At 60.6% G+C, this 20,350-nt stretch carries 19 protein-coding genes, 1 tRNA gene and 1 riboswitch; of the genes, 15 read left to right on the forward strand and 5 right to left on the reverse strand.

Annotated features, from left to right (window positions below; all coding sequences use genetic code 11):
* The first annotated feature begins 135 nt into the window (after positions 1 to 135).
* Complete coding sequence (locus tag ACR0LL_RS07090) at positions 136 to 1,593, forward strand: cobyric acid synthase (RefSeq protein WP_480585069.1); 1,458 nt, start codon at positions 136 to 138, stop codon at positions 1,591 to 1,593.
* 3 nt (positions 1,594 to 1,596) lie between these two features.
* Here the strand turns inward: ACR0LL_RS07090 and ACR0LL_RS07095 are convergent, their stop codons facing one another.
* The 3 genes from ACR0LL_RS07095 to ACR0LL_RS07105 form a co-directional block, all read right to left on the reverse strand.
* Positions 1,597 to 2,385, reverse strand: coding sequence for a hypothetical protein (locus ACR0LL_RS07095; protein ID WP_480585072.1), 789 nt, complete (start codon positions 2,383 to 2,385; stop codon positions 1,597 to 1,599).
* A gap of 73 nt (positions 2,386 to 2,458) precedes the next feature.
* Complete coding sequence (locus ACR0LL_RS07100; RefSeq protein ID WP_209503355.1) at positions 2,459 to 3,877, reverse strand: TolC family outer membrane protein; 1,419 nt, start codon at positions 3,875 to 3,877, stop codon at positions 2,459 to 2,461.
* A 94-nt stretch (positions 3,878 to 3,971) separates the two neighbouring features.
* Positions 3,972 to 4,625, reverse strand: a complete 654-nt coding sequence (locus ACR0LL_RS07105) for a protein-L-isoaspartate O-methyltransferase family protein (RefSeq protein WP_480585074.1) — start codon at positions 4,623 to 4,625, stop codon at positions 3,972 to 3,974.
* 224 nt (positions 4,626 to 4,849) lie between these two features.
* Between ACR0LL_RS07105 and ACR0LL_RS07110 the strand changes: the two genes are divergently transcribed.
* Positions 4,850 to 4,923: transfer RNA gene (locus tag ACR0LL_RS07110), tRNA-Cys, on the forward strand.
* Between the two features lie 180 nt (positions 4,924 to 5,103).
* Here ACR0LL_RS07110 and ACR0LL_RS07115 read toward each other — a convergent pair.
* Positions 5,104 to 6,099, reverse strand: a complete 996-nt coding sequence (locus ACR0LL_RS07115) for an NAD(P)-dependent oxidoreductase (protein ID WP_480517776.1) — start codon at positions 6,097 to 6,099, stop codon at positions 5,104 to 5,106.
* Between the two features lie 102 nt (positions 6,100 to 6,201).
* Positions 6,202 to 6,406, forward strand: a riboswitch (cobalamin riboswitch).
* Between the two features lie 94 nt (positions 6,407 to 6,500).
* Between ACR0LL_RS07115 and ACR0LL_RS07120 the strand changes: the two genes are divergently transcribed.
* The 7 genes from ACR0LL_RS07120 to cobJ are packed head-to-tail and all read left to right on the forward strand — an operon-like array spanning position 6,501 to position 14,465.
* Positions 6,501 to 6,875 carry a DUF1636 family protein gene (locus ACR0LL_RS07120; RefSeq protein ID WP_480585076.1) on the forward strand — a complete coding sequence of 125 codons (375 nt, stop codon included), beginning with the start codon at positions 6,501 to 6,503 and terminating at the stop codon, positions 6,873 to 6,875.
* 4 nt (positions 6,876 to 6,879) lie between these two features.
* A complete protein-coding gene (cobW, locus tag ACR0LL_RS07125) occupies positions 6,880 to 7,935 on the forward strand; it encodes a cobalamin biosynthesis protein CobW (protein WP_480585078.1) in 1,056 nt (351 codons plus the stop codon).
* A gap of 3 nt (positions 7,936 to 7,938) precedes the next feature.
* Positions 7,939 to 11,232 carry a cobaltochelatase subunit CobN gene (gene cobN / locus ACR0LL_RS07130; protein ID WP_480585081.1) on the forward strand — a complete coding sequence of 1,098 codons (3,294 nt, stop codon included), beginning with the start codon at positions 7,939 to 7,941 and terminating at the stop codon, positions 11,230 to 11,232.
* Positions 11,229 to 12,350 (forward strand): cobalamin biosynthesis protein CobG, encoded by a 1,122-nt coding sequence (locus tag ACR0LL_RS07135; RefSeq protein WP_480585084.1) that lies wholly within the window; start codon positions 11,229 to 11,231, stop codon positions 12,348 to 12,350. Before cobN ends, ACR0LL_RS07135 begins: the two co-directional genes overlap by 4 nt.
* Positions 12,350 to 12,979, forward strand: a complete 630-nt coding sequence (locus ACR0LL_RS07140; RefSeq protein WP_480504570.1) for a precorrin-8X methylmutase — start codon at positions 12,350 to 12,352, stop codon at positions 12,977 to 12,979. Before ACR0LL_RS07135 ends, ACR0LL_RS07140 begins: the two co-directional genes overlap by 1 nt.
* Positions 12,976 to 13,704: a precorrin-2 C(20)-methyltransferase gene (locus ACR0LL_RS07145; protein WP_480585086.1), complete on the forward strand. Its 729-nt coding sequence runs from the start codon at positions 12,976 to 12,978 to the stop codon at positions 13,702 to 13,704. The genes ACR0LL_RS07140 and ACR0LL_RS07145 overlap by 4 nt, the downstream gene beginning before the upstream one ends.
* Positions 13,701 to 14,465 (forward strand): precorrin-3B C(17)-methyltransferase, encoded by a 765-nt coding sequence (cobJ, locus tag ACR0LL_RS07150; protein WP_480585088.1) that lies wholly within the window; start codon positions 13,701 to 13,703, stop codon positions 14,463 to 14,465. The genes ACR0LL_RS07145 and cobJ overlap by 4 nt, the downstream gene beginning before the upstream one ends.
* On the opposite strand, the gene ACR0LL_RS07155 is transcribed toward cobJ, so the two are convergent.
* On the reverse strand, positions 14,456 to 15,187 hold the full coding sequence (locus ACR0LL_RS07155) for a cobalt-precorrin-6A reductase (RefSeq protein WP_480585090.1): 732 nt from the start codon (positions 15,185 to 15,187) through the stop codon (positions 14,456 to 14,458). The genes cobJ and ACR0LL_RS07155 overlap by 10 nt on opposite strands.
* On the opposite strand from ACR0LL_RS07155, the gene cbiE reads away from it, so the two are divergent.
* Genes cbiE through cobF form a run of 6 tightly spaced genes read left to right on the forward strand, consistent with a single transcriptional unit; the run spans position 15,186 to position 20,311 of the window.
* The gene (cbiE, locus tag ACR0LL_RS07160) at positions 15,186 to 16,385 is read left to right on the forward strand and encodes a precorrin-6y C5,15-methyltransferase (decarboxylating) subunit CbiE (RefSeq protein WP_480585093.1); all 1,200 of its coding nucleotides are present in this window, start codon (positions 15,186 to 15,188) and stop codon (positions 16,383 to 16,385) included. The two genes, ACR0LL_RS07155 and cbiE, sit on opposite strands and share 2 nt — an antisense overlap.
* Complete coding sequence (locus tag ACR0LL_RS07165) at positions 16,382 to 16,750, forward strand: cobalamin biosynthesis protein (RefSeq protein WP_480504562.1); 369 nt, start codon at positions 16,382 to 16,384, stop codon at positions 16,748 to 16,750. Before cbiE ends, ACR0LL_RS07165 begins: the two co-directional genes overlap by 4 nt.
* Positions 16,747 to 17,541: a precorrin-4 C(11)-methyltransferase gene (cobM, locus tag ACR0LL_RS07170; protein ID WP_480585094.1), complete on the forward strand. Its 795-nt coding sequence runs from the start codon at positions 16,747 to 16,749 to the stop codon at positions 17,539 to 17,541. Before ACR0LL_RS07165 ends, cobM begins: the two co-directional genes overlap by 4 nt.
* Positions 17,534 to 18,850: a cobyrinic acid a,c-diamide synthase CobB gene (locus ACR0LL_RS07175; RefSeq protein ID WP_480585096.1), complete on the forward strand. Its 1,317-nt coding sequence runs from the start codon at positions 17,534 to 17,536 to the stop codon at positions 18,848 to 18,850. The genes cobM and ACR0LL_RS07175 overlap by 8 nt, the downstream gene beginning before the upstream one ends.
* Positions 18,847 to 19,575: a uroporphyrinogen-III C-methyltransferase gene (cobA, locus tag ACR0LL_RS07180; RefSeq protein ID WP_480585099.1), complete on the forward strand. Its 729-nt coding sequence runs from the start codon at positions 18,847 to 18,849 to the stop codon at positions 19,573 to 19,575. Before ACR0LL_RS07175 ends, cobA begins: the two co-directional genes overlap by 4 nt.
* Entirely contained in the window at positions 19,568 to 20,311 is a 744-nt protein-coding gene (gene cobF, locus ACR0LL_RS07185) for a precorrin-6A synthase (deacetylating) (RefSeq protein WP_480585102.1), read from the forward strand. The genes cobA and cobF overlap by 8 nt, the downstream gene beginning before the upstream one ends.
* The last annotated feature ends 39 nt before the right edge of the window (positions 20,312 to 20,350 follow it).

Raw genomic sequence — 20,350 nt, forward strand, 5'->3', positions numbered from 1 at the left:
AAAAAACGCGCTCTGCCATCAGAGCGCGTTTTTCTATGCGTATCCCATCACGATCCTGGGCGTCAGGGTGAGTTCGGGGCTTCCCCTGCCTGCCCAAATCAGGTCATCTGCGCCTTGACAGGTAGGAGACAACCCATGGTTCGCGCCATCATGATTCAAGGCACCGGCAGCAATGTCGGAAAATCCGTTCTGGTGGCGGGGCTTGCGCGGGCTTTTACACGGCGGGGTCTTCGGGTTGCGCCCTTCAAACCGCAGAACATGTCGAACAATGCTGCTGTTACAGAAAACGGTGGGGAAATCGGTCGCGCACAGGCCCTTCAGGCACGGGCGGCAAGGCGGGCGACGCATACGGATATGAACCCAGTATTGCTAAAACCTGAAACTGATACCGGCGCGCAGATCATTGTTCAGGGGCAGCGCGCGGGCACCATGAAAGCCGGTGATTACCGCAAGGATAAATCCAGGCTGCTAAGCGCCGCACTGGAAAGCTTTGACCGGCTGTGCAACGACGCGGATCTGGTTCTGATCGAAGGGGCGGGCAGCCCGGCCGAAACAAACCTGCGCAAGGGTGACATCGCCAATATGGGCTTTGCCTGCGCTGCGAACATACCTGTAATACTTGTCGGCGACATTCACCGCGGCGGTGTGATCGCACAGATCGTCGGCACTCAGGCGGTTCTGGACGACGGCGATCTTGCGCGAATTCGGGGCTTCGCCGTCAATCGGTTCAAGGGCGATGTGTCCCTTTTTGACGAAGGGCGCGATGATATTGCCTCTCGTACAGGGTGGCCCTGTCTTGGGGTTGTGCCGTGGTTTCATAACGCCTGGAAACTTCCGGCCGAAGATATGATGGACATCCGCTCTCACACAGGCGGCACCTGCAAGGTTGTTGTGCCACAGCTTGAACGGATGGCGAATTTCGACGACCTTGATCCATTGTCGGCCGAACCCGGTGTGAGTGTCGAGATCATTCCGGCCGGACGCGCATTGCCGGGCGATGCCGATCTGGTTTTGCTACCGGGCAGCAAATCTACCATCGGAGATCTAGCCTATTTCCGTGCACAAGGCTGGGACATCGACCTGTACGGTCATGTTCGGCGCGGCGGGCATGTGCTGGGTCTTTGTGGTGGCTTTCAGATGCTGGGCAAGACCATTTCAGACCCCGATGGCGTAGATGGTCGACCGGGTAAGGTCGACGGGTTGGGGGTGCTGGATGTAGACACAGTCATGGGAGGACAAAAGCAAGTTGTCCTGCGTACGGCCCATGCCTTGCCGGACCGAGAGCCGGTCACCGGATACGAAATCCACATGGGGCATACAAGCGGGCCGGATTGCACCAATGCATGGCTTGAGGTCGAAGGCCGCCCTGAAGGCGCGGCCAGCGCAAACGGGCGGATCAAGGGAAGTTATCTGCACGGTATCTTTTCGTCCGACGCATTCCGTGCGCGGTATTTGTCAGCGTTAGGCGTGACCTCGGACCTGTCCTATGAGGACGGCGTCGAGCAGGCGCTGGACGATCTGGCCGATCATCTGGAGCGCCACATGGACCTTGACCTGCTTCTCAGCCTCGCGCAGCCCCCGCACCGTGGCTGAGAGTTACTCTAGATCCTGAGCCGCAAGAGCGCGGGCGATCTCTCGCCTGACCATCTTGCGCACATTTCGTGTAATCCGCTCACCCATCGTTCCCTGCAGCTCGGCGCGGACAACCTCTGCGATCAGGGTGCGCAGAGCGTCTTCATCCATGTCGATCGTCCTGACGTTTTCGTCGGAACCAGGTTCTTCGGAATCAGCATCAGACACAACAGCCTGAGACGACCGGATGAATTCCGCCTGATAAGATGCGTCTTCGTCCCGCTGAACCGCCTCTGGTTCGTCACCACCGGCAGCATCAATCGACATCGCAGCGGCAAATTCTTCTTCGACATCCCATGGCAGCGCGTGAGACGGTGTGCCCGAATATGCATCCTGGCTGTCACCGTCCGGTTCCCACTGATCTTCTGTTTGCGCAATGGCCGCTTCCAGCGCTTCGATCTTTGCACTCAGGCTGCTTGTTGCATCATCCGCCGCGGCGCGTTTCGTCTCGGCTGTTTCTGGCTTGTCCTGGTCGGCGTTCGCGGGTTGACCCGTCTGAACGATATCGCAGGTGCGCAGCAACATCGGCTTCGCAGCATCTGAAACTTCGGCTTCTGATACAGCTTTAGCGGGAATCACCCCCAATTGATCTGGTGTGCTGATCCGCAAAGCATCTGTAAGCACCAGCCGCCCCGGCTTGCGTGCCTTAGTCGTTTGATCCGCGACGGTTTTATCACGACTGTCTTCACTGACCAGACGTTTGACCGAAGACAGAACGTCTTCGATCCCTGCTTTCACGACATTATCAGACATTGTTCTCTACCGCTCTATCCTTGGATCGAGTGTAGCCAAACAATCCGCGCCTCACAACAGATAGTATTGGCGATCAGTCCCGGCGCAATGCTTTGAGAACGCGATCCAGATCCTTGCTTTGCTTGCTGACCTGTGCCGGCGCATTCTTGACCAGATTGTAATACAAAGTCGGATCATAGATTTGCACCGCCAGCCCAAGACGCTCGGCTGTCAGAAGGCCCTGCGCCTGCAACAACTGATAGGCAGCCCGCGACCGTTCGGTGCGCGAAGCGACTTCTGCCAGCTGTGCATCCAGCAAATCCTGCTGTGCATTCAATACATCCAGAGTTGTTCGCGCGCCCAGAGTTGCCTCTTCCCGGATGCCATCAAACGCCACCTGTGAGGCGTTAACGCGCTCGGTTGACGCCCTCAGACTGGCGCTGGCCGCCTGAAACGCCGCATAACGGTCGGTCACACCCTGCGTGATGTTCTTTTGAACGTTCAGAAGATTCGCACGCGAGGCATCCCGGCTGGCCATTGCGCGGCGGACATTTGCCGCCAACCGGCCACCCGCGTAGATGGGTTGTGTGAAGTTCAGCGACACGGTGGCGTCGTTCACATAGTCATTATTGTCATAACGCTCGGACACGCCAGCATCGGCATTCAGGCTGACATTCGGCCCAAGGTTTGCCCGTTGCTGCTGCACGACCAGATCAAACGCCCTGACCTGATGCTGCGCCGACAGAATGGCCGGGTGGTTGCGCTGCGCCAGGTTCACAGCTTCAGCTTCGGAACGCGGCAGATTGGGCAGGCTCGGCTGACCAGCCGTTCGCCCCGGTGCCTTTCCGACTGCGTTCACGTATTCGGCCTGCGCAATGCTCAACTCGCCACGTGCCACCGCCAGATCAGCCTGAGAGCTTGCCAGCTGTGCTTCGGACAATGCGACGTCCGTCCGGGTTACTTCGCCCACTTCGAAGCGGTCATTCGACGCCCTAAGTTCCTCTGCTGACACATCCACGTTGTTCTGGCGGATCGCCACGGTCTCTTCCTGCAACAAGACGCCCAGATAGGCATTTGCTGCGCGAATAAGAACCTGTTGTTCGATATCAATCAGGGTTTGCCGGGTAGACAGTACCGTTTCCTGCGCCGACTGTTTGCCCAGCACAGACGCGCCGCCATCATACAAAAGCTGGCTCAGCGTCAGGCCCGAAAAGAACCGCGACGGTTCGTTTGTCGTCACGACGTTATTGACCCGCGACCGGGTGTAATCCTGGCTGACCTGCACGGTCCAGTTGATGATTGGTCGCAACGCAGAAAGCGCAATGGCCACATCTTCATCCGCTGCGCGCAGCAACGCCCGGTTCTGTTCAAGCAAACCACTGGTGTTATACGCACCGATGAACGCATCCGTTATGTTGTCTGCCCACGCTGCACGCCCTGGCATCACGCTCATGGCAAGTCCTGCGGTCACAGCAAACGCCCTGACCAGCTTACCTGTCGCCGAACCACGCATACCAAAATCCTCTCAAACGAAATTACACTGCCCTGCAGGCAGTTTGCGGCCTTCTTTTCAACTAATCAAGGTGATAGAAAAATCTATCGGCGGACTATAGCGAAAATGCACACTCTGCCGAAAAACCTTCCAGAACCGGCGCATTGGCATTGAACACATCACGCCAACTGACGCGACCACCGGTTTTTCGACCGATCCGCACGGTGCCCAGGTTGCCGTTGACAAACAGACACACGATCCGACCGTGATCCTTGAGTTGATCCAACAGGGCATTGGGCACCTGCTCGACACCGCCCTGCACCATGATCGCATCATAGGGGCCGTGCTCTGCCACACCCTGTTCCAGCGCGCCGACGTGGATAATGGCGTTGTGCACGTCAGCTTCGGCCAAGAGGTTTTGCGCCTCGGCTGCAAGGGTTTCGTCGCTTTCAACACCCACAACCAACTCAGCCATCCGCGCGGTGACAGCCGTGGAATACCCCATTGCCGGAGCGATATCGAGGACCATCTCATCCTTGGATATGTTCAGCGCGTCCAGCATTTTAGCCAGGGTCCGCGGCTCCAACATGCTGCGCCCGTCCCCCAGATCAATCAGGCCGTCCACATAGGCCGCCTCGCGTTGAGAATCGGGCACGAAGCTTTCCCGCGGAACACTCAGCATCGCCTCAATGATCGGGAACTTGGTGACGTCAGAGGGGCGGATCTGTGTATCAACCATTGTGCGGCGCCGGGCTGCGAAGTCAGTCATTGGATATCTCGTCTCATTCCCAAAGATGTCGGGCTTGTGCCATATCCTGAACCTTCCAGCAACGCCCCTGTTGCCGCAACCTGAATCTTGATCACCTCCTTGGGCGTGGACGTCGGCAAATTTCGATCTTGCCGGCAATTTCGAGCGCAATCCACTGGACGCCCCAGAGGAAAGCTGTTAAAAACCCAGTCACACCACGGCAAGTATTTGATTTTACTTGAAAAGGCGAGTTGGCGGAGTGGTGACGCAGCGGATTGCAAATCCGTGTACACCGGTTCGATTCCGGTACTCGCCTCCAACAACATCCTAATCGCTGACTTGGCCCCGCAGTACGCGCGTGTGACGCTTGGTATTTTCAGACGTTCATGGCCCGCGATTCTGTCGAACAGCGGGCCAGATATGACGTGTTTTTTTTCAGAACACCTGCCTACCCCTGCTCGTTCACGGGGCGCGATGTAGTCTGGTGTTTGCCTTACGTTCAGGCGCGCCCTTGTGGCACAACCTCGTATCCCGGCTCTTCCGGCTCATCATCCGTCATTTCGGCTGGAAAGCCCGGGGCGGTGATATCCAGGCCGGTTGCCTCTTCCAGCCGTTTGATAATATTTGGTGAAAGCTCGCGTTCGCCATAGCGCGCGATACCATCGTTAAAGATGTTGATCATCACCGGGTTTATTTCCAGCGGCACCCCGGCGCGGTCGGCGACCTCCTGAAACAAACCGATATCCTTCTTCACCAGATCCATGGTGAAGGAAATATCGCGCGACCCGTTCAGGATGACCTGACTTTCGGTTTCGTGCACGAAGGACGTGCCGGACGAGATTTTGATCGCCTCATAGGTCGTGTTCAGATCCATCCCCGCAGCCTTTGCCGTGACCAGTGCTTCGGCGCAGGTGATCAGGTTGGCAGTGGCAAGATAGTTGGTCATCACTTTCAACACCGAGGCCGAGCCCAACTCGCCGGTGTGCAAAACCCGGCGGCCCATTGTCGTCAGGAACGGCAGAATTCGTTCAAACGTTTCCCGGTCACAGCCCGCAAAGATCGAGATATTGCCCGTCGCGGCACGGTGGCACCCGCCAGAAACCGGGCAATCCACAGCTGCACCGCCGCGCGATATGACTTCGGCACCCAGGCGTTTGACTTCGGCTTCGTCCGTGGTCGACATCTCCATCCAGATCTTGCCGGGGCCCACTTCGGGCAACATCTCCTGCATGACTGCGTCCGATGCTGCCGGAGACGGCAGACAGGTGATCACCGCATCGCAATCGCGCATCAGCTGGGCGGGCCCTTCTGCCGCCTTTGCGCCTTTGGCGACAAATTCGGCCACCAGATCTGCGTTCAGGTCATGAACAGTCAGGTCAATGCCATTGCGCAAAAGGGATCCCGATAGCTTGCCGCCAACGTTACCCAGACCGATAAATCCCACTTTCATATGACGCATCTCCAAGTTCGTCGTTTTCCCGTCATGCGACCACATACCGAACACGCACTTCATGCCGCCGAACGACGCCTACAGGTCGCTTTTTTCACCTTGGCTTATTTGTAGCGCGCGAACCGCTTGACAAGCGGGTCGGCGGTGCCGCATGTCCCGGACGTTGGTGTCGGCAACAGCCGATGAAAAGGGAATGCGTCAACGGTTCATCCGCCAAGCGCAGCCGCCCCCGCGACCGTGACCGGAGAGGATGCCCAATGCCACTGGCCTGTGCCGGGAAGGCGGGACATCCGACAGAGCGACCGCTCTGGCATCCGCAAGCCGGGAGACCTGCCAACACCCGAAGTTGAAACCGGGCGGGGTGTTCCGGTGTCGGGTCCATGTGCAGACGTGGTGCCCGCATGAAACCCCGTCCCCCGCGAAGAGGATTTGGGGGGATGAGAGACATGACCGAGACCGCACCGGTAGAACTACTGGTCTGCACGACTTGCCGCCGGGGTCTGCCCGTCGAGGATGACGCTGAGCGTCCCGGCACATTGTTGCACAAGGCCTTGGAACAGGCTGCCCTGCCAGATGGCATCATTCTGAAACCTGTCGAATGCCTTTCGAACTGCGATCAGGGCTGTTCCATCGTTCTTCGGGGCGGGCCGGATCGCTGGACCTTTGTTTACGAGAACCTGAACGAAATCGATCACGTCGATGTCATCATCGATGGTGTGACCAAGTATCTGGCCACAGACGATGGTCTGGTGAAGTGGCGCGACCGTCCTGAACATTTCCGCAAAAACTGCGCCTCGCGCATACCCCCGATTGGAGGCTGAGATCATGTCGAACCTAGAAAAACTTCCCGTCACCGTGATCACCGGCTTTCTGGGCTCGGGCAAAACCACGCTGGTGCGCCATCTGATGCAGAACCCGCAGGGAAAGCGGCTGGCGATTGTTGTTAACGAGTTTGGCGATGTGGGTGTTGATGGCGACATTCTGAAATCCTGCGCGATACCGGATTGCCCTGCGGAAAACATCATGGAACTGGCAAACGGCTGCATTTGCTGCACCGTGGCTGATGATTTCATCCCGACCATCGAGGCGCTGATGGCGCTGGAACCGCGCCCGGATCACATCCTGATCGAAACATCCGGCCTTGCACTGCCCAAACCGCTGCTGAAAGCATTTGATTGGCCTGATATCCGTTCGAAAATCACCGTTGATGGCGTGATTGCGCTGGCCGATGCCGAGGCCGTGGCCGCCGGTCGCTTTGCTCCGAACGTTGAAGCGGTGGATGCCCAACGGCTGGCTGATGACTCGATTGATCATGAAACACCCTTGTCCGAGGTGTTCGAAGATCAAATCTCGTGTGCGGATATCATCCTGCTGACCAAGCCCGATCTGGCAGGTCCCGAAGGTGTCGCGAAAGCCAAACAGATCATCGCCGCCGAGGCACCGCGGCCGCTTCCCGTTGTCGAAGTCGCCGAGGGTGTCGTCGACGTACGTGTCGTGATTGGCCTTGAGGCTGCCGCCGAAGATGACATGGACGCGCGCCCGTCACATCACGATGGCCATCACGATCATGAGCATGACGATTTCGAGAGCATCATCGTCGAGTTGCCGGAACAGACCGACCCTGCGGAACTGGTAGCCAGAATCGAACGTCTTGCGACTGAGCTGAATATCCTGCGCGTCAAAGGCTATGCCGCCGTCGCTGGCAAACCGATGCGCCTGCTGGTTCAGGCTGTCGGCGCGCGGGTTCGTCACCAATACGACCGCCCATGGGAGCCCGGTGAAGAGCGCCGCTCGCGCCTGGTCGTGATTGCCGAGCATGACGACATCAAAGAGGCCGAGATCCGTGATATCCTCGTGGGTGTGACCGAGGTTGCCGAGTAAGTCATGCACGTCGTCTTTCGCGAAAGTCACGGGCTCGAGGAAACCGAGACCCCAACCGATCTGGGCCAAAGCCCGGGTGATCTGGTTGTGCTGTCCTTTTCCGACAGTGACCTGGGCGCTTTCGCGGCGGGCTGGCATCGCGGCGGCGGGCCTGAGGGGCGGATGCCCACGATGCGGCTGGCCAATCTTGCGGCGCTGAAGCACCCTCTGTCCGTCGATACCTATGTCGAACAGACACTTGAGGGCGCAAAGGGCATCCTGATCCGTCTGATAGGTGGCGTGCCCTATTGGTCTTACGGGCTGCAACAGGTTCTGGCACTGGCGCAGGCCAAAGGCATCGCGCTGGCCGTTTTACCGGCGGATGGGCGCGAAGACGCTCGGTTGGATGAGTATTCGACCCTGCCCCTCTCGACCCTGCGGCGGCTGGCACATCTGTGTGACATCGGCGGCGAAATCGCCGCGCAGGCCGCATTGGCCCAGATGGCGTTGGCAGCAGGACTTTATGCCGGGCCGGTGATGGGCGCGAAAACCCTGCCCGAATGCGGTGCGTGGTGTCCAGATCAGGGTGTCGTCCCGGTGGGTTCCGCATTCCAGAACGATACGAAACGCATCCTTGTCACCTTTTATCGCGCGTATCTGACATCCGCAGACACCGCCCCGGTCGCGGCCCTGATCCGCAACCTGCGCGCCCGCGGGCTTCAGGCGGTGGGTCTGTTTGCCCCGTCGCTCAAGGCTCCGGCCGCTGCCGACTGGCTCAGGGAACAGGTCGTTGCCTTGAGACCGTCGGCGATCATCAACGCCACTTCATTCTCGGGCAAGGGCGCGTCCGGCACGTCACCTCTGGACGCAGCGGATGTGCCGGTGTTTCAGGTCGCTCTCGCCACCTCGCGACGCAAGGCCTGGGCCGAGGCCGAACGCGGCCTGTCACCCGCCGACCTCGCCATGCATGTGGTATTGCCCGAAGTGGACGGGCGAATATCGGCAGGCGTTGCCTCTTTCAAAGAGCCGGGCAAGCGCGATCCGCATTTGGAATACTCGCGTTTTGCGCATCGGGCCGAGCCGGACCGGATCGAGGCGATCATCGACCGGGTATCGGGTTGGCTTGCCCTGAATGACAAACCCAAGGCAGATCAGGTTCCTGCGTTGGTACTGTCCACATATCCCGGCAAAGACTGGCAAATGGCCCATGCGGTTGGTCTCGACGCGCTGGCCTCGGCTGAGGCGATGCTGTCTGATCTTTGCGGTGAAGGCTACGACATCGCGGCTGGCGATCCGGTTGCCGACGCACTCTTGGACGCCCGGATATCGTGGCCGCTTGAGGATTATCTGAGTGCGCTCGCTGAATTGCCCCAGACCCTGCGCACCGATCTGCACGCCGTATGGGGCAATCCCGAGCAAGACCCAACTTTCGCTCATGACGCGTTTCACTTCACGGCTTTGCGACGCGGCAAGGCGCTGGTCGCACTGCAACCAGAGCGCGGAACACCCGAGCTGCGTGATGGCGACTATCACGACCTTTCGCGTACCCCGCGCCATAGCTATGTGGCCTTCTATTTGTGGCTGCGCAAAGGTCTTGGCGCGGACGCGCTGATCCATATCGGTGCGCATGGCACACTGGAATGGCTGCCCGGCAAATCGGTCGCCCTATCAGCAGACTGCTGGCCCGAGGCGCTGATCCGTGACCTGCCGGTGATCTACCCGTTCATCGTCAACGACCCAGGTGAGGCCGCGCAGGCCAAGCGCCGGATCGGCGCCGTGACCCTGGGCCACATCCCGCCCCCCATGAAAGAAAGCGGAACGCCTGACCGGATGGTGCGACTGGAAGCCCTGCTGGACGAGTTCTCAAACGCGGACGGCCTTGACCCCAGACGCCGTGACCGGTTGCAGGAAGATATCCGGGATGAGGCGCAAGCCATTGGGCTGGAGCACGATCTGGGCCTGAACCAGGCCACCAGCACCGCCGAAGCAATCACGCGCATCGACCGCTTTGTCTGCGATATCAAAGAAAGCCAGTTTGGCGACGGGCTGCACGTCTATGGGCGTGTTCCGGATGTGACCGGCAGTTTCGACCCAGCCCCATCCGCCCATGCCGAACGCAAGGCCCTGATCAATGCGTTGGCTGGCAAGCGGATCGAGGCTGGCCCGTCCGGCTCGCCCTATCGGGGCCGCTCTGACGTGTTGCCGACCGGGCGAAACCTGTTCACCACCGACCCGCGGTCCGTGCCCACCCGCGCTGCCTACACGCAAGGCGTGAAACTGGCCGAGGAACTGGTACGGCGGCACTTGCAGGAGGAAGGCGATTACCCGAAAGGGCTGATTGTCGATCTGTGGGGATCGGCCACCATGCGCACGGCGGGCGAAGAATTCGCCATGGCCCTGCACCTGCTGGGTGTAAAGCCGGTTTGGGATAAGGGATCCGAGCGGGTTTCGGGTATCGAAGTGCTGCCCATCACCGACCTGAGCCGCCCGCGCCTGGACGTCACCCTGCGGGTTTCGGGCTTGTTTCGCGATGTGTTCCCCACGTTGTCAGCCCTTTATGGTCAGGCGGTTCGGGCATTGTCAGAGCGTGACGAAGCGACTGACTGGAACCCCTATGCCGGTCACGCCCCGGCTGCGCGGGTGTTTGGCCCGGCACCCGGCAGTTACGGCCTGAACATGACCCATCTGTCCGAGACCTATACGGACGATGCGCGCGCCCAAGCCGGGGAGGCATGGCTTGAGGCCAGTTCGTACGCGTTGGAAGGTGAACACATCGCGCAGGACAAAGCGGGGATCACGGATCGTGTCGCCAAGGCCGACAGTTTTGTTCACCTCCAGGATCTGACGGAAACTGATCTGCTGCTGGCCAACGATTATGCCACGCATGAGGCCGGTTTTGCCGCCGCCAAAAACATCACTGGTGGCACCGCTCAGCTTTACCATCTGGACAACACCAACCCCGATAATCCGAGCGCCCGGACTCTGCCGGAAGAAATCAGCCGCGTCGTTCATGCCCGCGCTGCCAACCCCGGCTGGATTGCCGGGATGCAGCGCCATGGGTTTCGCGGCGCCGCCGAGATCGCGGCGACGCTGGATCACATGGCCTCATTCGCACATCTGTCGGGCACTGTCGCTCCGCATCTGTTTGATCTCTACCACGAAGCCACATTGGGCAATGAGGCCGTTGATGCCTTTCTGCAAGAGGCCAACCCGAAGGCCCATCAGGCCATGCAAGACAGGTTCCGTGCACTGCTGGAAGCGGGGCTTTGGAACACACGCCGGAATTCGATCCGGGCCGATTTGGAGGGTTTGGGATGAGTGCACCTATCGTTCAAGGATGGTGTCCCGGCGCGCATCGTCCGATGATGTCAGGCGACGGGCTGGTCGTGCGGGTCCGTCCGCGTCTGGCGCGACTGAATGCCAGGCAGGCTATTGGTTTGTGCGAACTGGCTGAACGGTTCGGCAATGGCACCATCGACCTGACCAATCGTGCCAACCTGCAACTGCGCGGCGTGGATGAGCGCGACCACCAGCCGTTGCTTGTGGAACTTGCGGCGCTGAACTTGCTTGATGCGGAACCCGGCATCGAAGTACGCCGCAATATTCTGGTTACACCGCTCTATCAGGCGGGCGATTTGACCGCGCGGCTGACACAGGAGTTGATTGATCGACTGGCCGAATTGCCTGCTCTGCCCGCTAAGTTTGGTTTTGCCATAGATACAGGCCCGAAGCGCCTGTTAGCCTCAGATTCCGCAGATATTCGTCTGGAACTGGGTGCCGACGGTCTGATCCTGCGCGCCGACGGCTGCAAAACCGGGCGATGTGTGACCGAGGATGACGCCATTGACCACGTGATCGCGCTGGCCCGATGGTTTGCCCAGACCTATACGGCCGAGACACGTCGCATGGCGCGGGTCACCCACGCGTTGCCACAGGAATGGCAGGGATTTGCCCCCGGTCCTGTCGGTGAAAAACTGCAACCCGGCCCCTGTGAACTGGGTGCTCTCTATGGCGCGGCGTTCGGCTCGCTGCCTGCGCGCAAGCTTTGTGAACTGATTGAAGCCAGCGACGCTTCAGCCCTGCGTGTCACCCCGTGGCGACTGATCCTGCTGGAAGGCGGGGCGGCGATACCCGCCCCGGATTTTGTCACGGACGGAGCCGATCCGATGATGACAACCGACGCCTGCCCCGGCGCGCCTTTCTGCCCGCAAGCGCAAGTGGAAACCCGCGACATCGCCCGTGCATTGGCCCGGCGTATTCCCGGTCGCCTGCATGTCTCGGGCTGCGCCAAAGGATGCGCCCATATGGGCCCGGCCGACATCACAGTGGTCGGAAACAACGGGCGATTTGATCTTGTCAAACAGGGCCGCGCAGGGGATGAGCCCTGCCAACGCGGGCTCGCCCCCGAAACACTCATGACCATGGACTTCACCTGATGCCCTACACTTACGAAACTGATGGCGCGGCGATCTACAAGGAAAGCTTTGCCACCATCCGGTCCGAGGCTGATCTGACCCGCTTTGATGCCGATGAAGAGCAGGTCGCCGTTCGGATGATCCACGCCGCCGGCATGGTCGGGCTGGAGGAGTTTGTACATTTCTCACCCGGATTTGTGCAGACCGCACGCACGGCGCTGGAAAACGGCGCGGCGATCCTGTGTGACGCGCGCATGGTCAGCGAGGGTGTGACCCGCTTCCGTCTGCCTGCAGACAACCAGGTGATCTGCACCCTACATGACGAACGTGTGCGCCCTCTGGCCGCCGAGATGAGCAACACCCGTTCGGCCGCTGCGCTGGAACTCTGGCGACCGCATCTGGAAGGTGCTCTGGTCGCCATCGGAAACGCGCCCACCGCGCTGTTTCACTTGCTGAACATGCTGGAAGACCCCGATTGCCCGCGCCCTGCTGCGATCATCGGCTGCCCGGTCGGATTTGTCGGAGCGATGGAGTCCAAAGACGCGTTGTGGCAGGCGCAACCCGTTCCGTCCTGCATTGTCAAAGGCCGTCTGGGTGGCAGCGCCATCACCGTTGCAGCCATCAACGCCATCGCAAGCCGGGCGGAATGAAAATGGGTACCATATACGGCGTGGGCCTTGGCCCCGGTGACCCGGATCTGATGAGTGTCCGGGCCGATCGCCTTCTGCGCAACGCCAAGCACGTGGCATTCTTTCGCAAACCGGGTCGCAGCGGTCAGGCCCGCAAAATCGTCAACGGGATGATCCCCGAAGGCGCGGTTGAATTCCCGATGGAATACCCTGTGACCACCGAGATTCCGGTCACCGATCCGCGTTATAATGAATTGCTGGCCGCGTTTTATGAAGAGTGCACAGCACACCTGAAGACGCTGTCGGAACAGGGCGAGGATGTGGTGGTCCTGTGCGAGGGTGATCCGTTTTTCTACGGCTCGTTCATGCATCTTTACAATCGGTTGCGTGACGAAGCTCCGGTTGAGGTTGTGCCAGCCATCACGGGTATGTCCGGTGCGTGGACGGCCACGGGCGATCCGATCACATGGGGCGATGATGTGCTGACCGTGCTGGTCGGCACTCTGCCCGAGGAGGTTTTGGCTGAACGTATGGCGCAGACAGATGCCTTGGTCGTGATGAAAATCGGGCGGAACATCGACAAGGTGAAACGCGCGCTGAAAACCTCTGGTCTGTATGACCGCGCATGGATTGTCGAATACGCGCAGATGCCGAACCAGGCGGTGACAAAATTGTCTGAGGCCTGCGAGAAGATCACCCCATATTTCTCGATCATCGTTGTTCATGGTCAGGGGCGCCGACCATGAGCGGCTGGGTCAAGATCGCAGGCCTTGGTCCGGGGGACGAGACGCTGGTCACCCCCGAAGTTACAGCGGCTTTGGCCGACGCCACCGATGTGGTGGGCTACATCCCTTATGTGGCCCGCGTGGCCGACCGACCCGGCCTGACCCTGCACGCCAGTGATAACCGGGTTGAAATCGACCGCTCGCAACACGCGCTGCAAATGGCCGTCGAAGGCAGGCGGGTGGTTGTTGTGTCCTCGGGCGATCCCGGTGTGTTTGCAATGGCGGCAGCCGTGTTCGAAGCGTTGGAGAATGGCCCAACAGAATGGCGTGACATTCAGATAGATGTGCTGCCGGGGATCACCGCGATGCTGGCCGCATCTGCCCGCGCGGGCGCTCCGATGGGGCATGATTTCTGCGCCATCAACCTTAGCGACAACCTAAAGCCTTGGGCACTGATCGAAAAACGCCTGCGCTTGGCTGCGCAGGCCGATTTTTCGATGGCATTCTATAATCCCCGTTCGAAGTCTCGCCCGGAAGGCTTTGTAAAGACACTGGAAATCCTACGCGAAGAATGCGAGCCCGAGCGGGTGATCCTGTTTGCGCGCGCCGTGTCACGAGCGGATGAGGTGATCCGGGTTTCTACTCTGGCCGAGGCCTCGCCCGAGATGGCGGATATGCAGACCGTGGTTATTGTCGGTTCGTCGCGCACCCGAGTCATCGAACGCAAAGGCACGCCGATCGTCTATACGCCACGCTTCACCCCGGTCGAGGATCAGGGATGAGACACCCAGTCCAGAACCTGTGTGACAGCCGAAAGCTCGGTCCGCTTAGGCAGAACAGGGCGCTCGATCATAAGCACTGGCAGGCCCAGCGCCCGCGCTGCGTCCAGCTTGGCGCGCGCACCCAAGCCGCCCGCGTTCTTGGACACCACAAGTTGCGTCCTGTGTTGCTGCATCAATGCGCAGTCATCGGCTTCTGCAAAAGGACCCCGGGCTACGACAACCTGCGCCAAAGGAAAAGGCACGCTGTCAGGCTCGTCCACCAGACGCAGCAGGTAGTGATGCTGGGGCTGGGCTGCAAAGTCTTCAAGATGCAAACGCCCGACAGCCAGGAACACACGCTGCGGATCACCTGCAAGCGCATCGACGGCGGCAGTGATATCGGGCACGCGGTGCCAGACATCGCCGGGTTGCGGCTTCCACGCCGCGCGGGTCAAGGCGGCCAGTGGAACCTGAGTTGCGTGACACGCCTCAATCGCGTTCCGGCTCATCTGCGCCGCAAATGGATGGGTCGCATCCACGACATGGGTGATCGCGTTTTCACGGATGTAGTGGGCCAGACCTTCCGGGCCGCCAAACCCGCCAACTCGCACCGGCAACGGCTGCGGACGCGGGGTTTCCACCCGTCCCGCATAAGAATACACAGCCGCAATCCCTTGTTCCGCAACAGCTTTGGCCAGAGCGTTGGCCTCGGTCGTGCCGCCAAGAATCAGGAGGTTGGGCATGTCTGAATCTCCGTGGCTGACCGTTCTGGGATTGGGCGAAGATGGGCTTGATGGCCTGTCGCCTGCAAGCCGTCAAGTGCTGGACCGGGCCGAAGTGATCATGGGGCCGCCTCGTCACCTGTCGCTGCTGCCGGAAAACGAGGCTGAGCGCGTCGAATGGCCGGTGCCGTTCTCGGACGGATTGCCGATCCTGAAAGGCCTGCGCGGACGGCAGACGGTGGTTCTGGCGTCAGGTGATCCGTTCTGGTTTGGCGCGGGGTCCGTCATCGCGCGTAACTTCGATGCCAACGAGTGGACCGCCCTGCCCGGCCAGTCCACATTTTCGCTGGCCGCTGCGCGGCTGGGCTGGCCTTTGGAAAGCACGCTGACCTTTGGCCTGCACGCTGCGCCTTTGACCCGATTGCGACCGCATCTGGCCCCGGGACTTCATGCCATTGCGCTATTGCGTGACGGCAAGGCAGTTGCTGAACTGGCGACATATCTTAGCGAAACCGGATTTGCCGACAGCGCGTTGCATGTGATGCAGGCCCTCGGCGGCCCGCGTGAAAGCGTCCAGACAGTGAGCCTGACCGAAGCTTTGCTGGGAACCTTCGATCATCCCGTCTGCGTCGGGTTGGAAGTGACCGGCACAGGGCGGGGACTGTCCAAGGCCTCGGGCAAGCCAGATGATCTTTTTGAAACCGACGGTCAGATCACCAAACGCCCGATCCGGGCACTGACCCTGTCCGCACTGGCCCCGCAGCGGGGCGAGCATCTGTGGGATATCGGCGGTGGCACTGGTTCGATCAGCATCGAATGGCTGATGTGTGACCCGACCCTGACCGCCACCAGTATCGAACCCCGCGCAGACAGGGCCGAACGCATTCGTCGCAATGCCGACGCGCTGGGGCAGGATCGGTTACAGGTTGTCCACGGTACCGCGCCCGAAGCGCTGGCCGGTTTGCCCCTGCCGGACGTGGTTTTCATCGGCGGTGGGCTCAGCCCCAGCCTGCTGGCGTGGCTTCGCGACGCCCTGCCCGCTGGCACCCGGTTGGTCGCCAATGCGGTAACGTTGGAAAGCGAAGCCCTGTTGGCGCGATGGCACCAAGACCTGGGCGGAGACCTGTTGCGGATCGAACTGGCACATTCTGCACCGCTCGGACCGCGGCGCGGCTGGAAGGCTGCCTATCCGGTCGTGCAGTGGAGCGTGACCTTATGATCGTGGCAGGCTTGGGCTTTTCATCAGACGCGACGGCAGACAGTTTGCGCGCCGCCTATGACGCGGCAGCGGCCAGCCATGATGTCCAAGCTCTGGCGACGGTTGCCGACAAAAGCGGCCACTCTGCGCTGGCGGCCTTTGCGGAAAGCCTTGCCCTTCCGCTGCATTTCGTGGCGGCTGCCGATTTGGCCGGACAACGCACCCTGACATGCTCTAACCGCAGCCGTGCCGCTTATGGCACCGGCAGCGTAGCCGAAGCATCCGCCCTTGCCGCCGCCGGGTCCGGCGCGCGGCTGCTTTCACCCAGACACATTTCGGACGACCGGCTGGCCACCTGCGCCATCGCCATCGGAGGACAAACATGACCGTTCATTTCATCGGCGCCGGACCGGGCGCTGCAGACCTGTTGACATTGCGCGGGCGCGACATCATCGCCTCGTGTCCTGTGTGCCTATATGCCGGATCACTGGTGCCCGAGGAGATTCTGAGCCACTGCCCCAATGACGCAAAAATCGTCAACACTGCGCCCATGGATCTGGACCAGATCATGGCCGAGATCGAAGTCGCGCATAAAGCGGGTCAGGATGTGGCGCGGCTGCATTCGGGCGATTTGTCAGTCTGGTCGGCGATGGGCGAACAGATCCGCCGCCTGAAAGAAATGGGCATTCCGGTCAGTGTGACCCCTGGCGTACCATCCTTTGCCGCCGCCGCAGCGGCCCTGGGCACCGAACTGACCCTGCCGGGACTGGCGCAATCGGTGGTTCTGACCCGGACGCCGGGGCGCGCGTCATCCATGCCCGAAGGTGAAACGCTGGTGAATTTTGCCCGTACCGGCGCGACTTTGGCTATTCATCTGTCAATCGGCAATCTGGACAAGGTTATCGCAGACCTTACCCCGGCTTATGGCGCCGATTGTCCGGTGGCCGTTGTGTATCGCGCAAGCTGGCCGGATGAAAAGATCATCCGCGCAACGCTGGAAACCCTGAAAGGGTCGCTGGACGAAAGCATCTCGCGCACGGCTTTGATCATGGTCGGCCCCGCGCTGGCCGGTGAGGGTTTTGACGAAAGCTGTCTTTATTCCAGAGATTACGACCGCCGCTATCGCCCGCAAAGTGCCGACAGCCCTTGGTCAAGCTGGAGCCACGGTGATGACTAACCCTCCGGGTATTCTGATTTCAGCACCCTCTTCGGGTACCGGCAAGACGACGGTCATGCTGGGCCTTTTGCGCGCGCTGGCCGAAGATGGCCTGACCGTGCAACCCTTTAAAAGCGGGCCGGATTATATCGATCCCGCCTTTCACCGGGCGGCTGCCGGGCGGGCTTCGTTCAATTTGGACAGCTGGGCAATGACGGATCCCCTGTTCAGCGCTATTTCCGCTCAGGCTGAAGGCGCTGACATTGTGGTGGCCGAGGGCTCGATGGGTTTGTTCGACGGTGTCGCAAAGCCCGGCGAAGTTGGGCACGGTTCAAGCGCCGAGACCGCCCTGCGCATGGGCTGGCCCGTTGTACTTGTGTTGGATGTGGGCGGGCAGGCACAATCAGCGGCGGCAACGGCGCTGGGGTTCAGGATGTACAATCCTGACCTGCCCTTTGCCGGAGTGATCCTGAACCGATGCGCCAGCCCCCGCCATGAACGCCTGACCCGTCTGGGGATGGAGCGCGCGGGCCTGCCTGTTCTGGGCGTCCTGCCCCGGCGTGGTGATTTGACCCTGCCCGAGCGGCATCTGGGACTTATTCAGGCGGTCGAACATCCCGATCTGGAAAGCGCCATTGTAGGTTATGCCGCGTTCTTGCGAGAACATGTGGACCTTGACGCAATCAAGCGGGCGGCTTCCTCAGGCCCCGGCGGGCCATCGTCAGCCGCGCTGCCGCGCCCCCCCGCCCAGCGAATCGCGCTGGCCCGTGATGCCGCCTTTTCCTTTACCTACCCCCACCTTTTGCAGGGGTGGCACGATGCGGGTGCCGAGATCTTGCCTTTTTCCCCCTTGGCGAACGAACCTCCGGCGGCGGATGCCGATCTGGTCTGGCTGCCCGGCGGGTACCCCGAATTGCACGCCGGAACATTGGCAGCGGCCACCACCTTCCTGAGTGGTTTGCGAAAACATGCGGAAACAAAGCCGGTGCACGGAGAATGCGGCGGCTACATGGCACTTGGTCAGGCGCTGATCGACAAGGACGGCGTGCAACATGAAATGGCCGGCTTGCTGGGCCTCGTCACATCCTACCAGAAGCGCAAGTTCAATCTTGGCTACAGAAAGGCCGAGTTGTTGGCCCCCATGCCCGGCTTTGCCAAAGGCGCAGCCTTGCGCGGGCACGAGTTCCACTATTCCTCGATCGTGGATCAACCGGACGCCCCATTGGCACGCGTGTTTGACGCCGAAGGGGAAGAAGGTCCGCAAACCGGATCACTGCGTGGCAATGTCACTGGCACGTTCTTTCACCTGATTGCGGAGGCGTCGGCATGAGCGGCTTTGTTTCTTTCATCGGCTCTGGCCCCGGCGATCCGGAACTACTGACGCTCAAGGCGGTGGACCGGATGCAAAAGGCCGATGCGATCTTGTTCGACGATCTCAGCAGCGGCCCGATCCTGAGCCATGCGCGCGACGATGCGGATCTGGTTGGCGTCGGAAAGCGGGCCGGTCGTCTGTCCCCCAAGCAGGACCATGTCAGCCGGTTGCTGGTGGATTACGCGCAGTCCGGTCAGCATGTGGTGCGCCTGAAATCCGGCGACGGCGGTATGTTCGGACGGCTAGAGGAAGAGCTTGTCGCCCTGCGCGCAGCCGGAATCGCCTATGAGATCATTCCCGGCGTCCCCTCAGCAGTGGCAGCGGCAGCGGCCGCAGGCATTCCATTGACGCGCAGGCTCACGGCCCGGCGGGTCCAGTTCGTGACCGGCCATGACGTCAGTGGTGAATTGCCCGACGACCTGAACCTGAAAGCGCTGGCTGATCCGCAGGCCACGACCGTCGTTTTTATGGGCAAGCGCACCTTTCCCCTGCTGGTCGAAGCCCTGCACACGCAAGGATTGCCGTTGGATACTTCGGCGCTTATGGCCGAATCCGTCTCGACCCCCGACCAAAAGCTGCAACGCGCCACGATTGGCGCGCTGGCAGAGCAGCTGAAAACCGAGATTGGCAAAGCACCGGCGCTGATCCTTTATGGTCCGCTGGCGGAGTTCGACGATGATTGATCTGAGCTTGATCGGCATCGGCACCGGCAATCCGGATCATGTAACGTTTCAAGGCGCGCAGGCGATCCGGGCGGCGGATTTGATCCTGATTCCGCGCAAAGGGGAAAACAAGGCTGATCTGGCCGGGCTGCGTGAAGCGATCATCGAGAGTGTCGCCGAAACGCCGCCACAGATCGCCTATTTCGATATTCCCCAGCGCCGGGCCGACGATGGCTACCTGCGCGGTGTCGATGAATGGCACGACGCCATCGCCCTGCGCTGGCAAGCGGCCATTGCCGCGCATCCAGAGGCGCAGCATGTCGCGCTGCTGATTTGGGGGGATCCGTCCCTCTATGACAGCTCACTGCGCATCGCTGCCCGGTTGAATCCGCAACCCAATACCAAGGTTATCCCCGGCATCACCGCCTTGCAGGCGCTGACCGCCGCCCATGCGATTCCGATCAATGATCTGGGCGCGCCCTACGTTGTTACAACCGGTCGTCGTATCCGGGACGAAGGCTGGACTGATGCGGCCTCGAACGTCGCTGTGATGCTGGACGGCGAATGCTCGTTCCAAACCCTTGATTTGGCAAATTATGACATCTGGTGGGGCGCCTATGTGGGTATGAAAGAAGAGGTTCTGATCAGTGGCCCGCTGGATGAGGTTGCGCAGAATATCCTTGAGACCCGGGCGAAAGCCCGCGCCGAACATGGCTGGATCATGGATATCTACCTGTTGAAGATGCGGCGGAAGTAACGCACGGGCACATGAACACGGGTTTGTGATGTCGCGGGT

The sequence above is a fragment of the Ruegeria sp. AI2 genome (assembly GCF_056541275.1).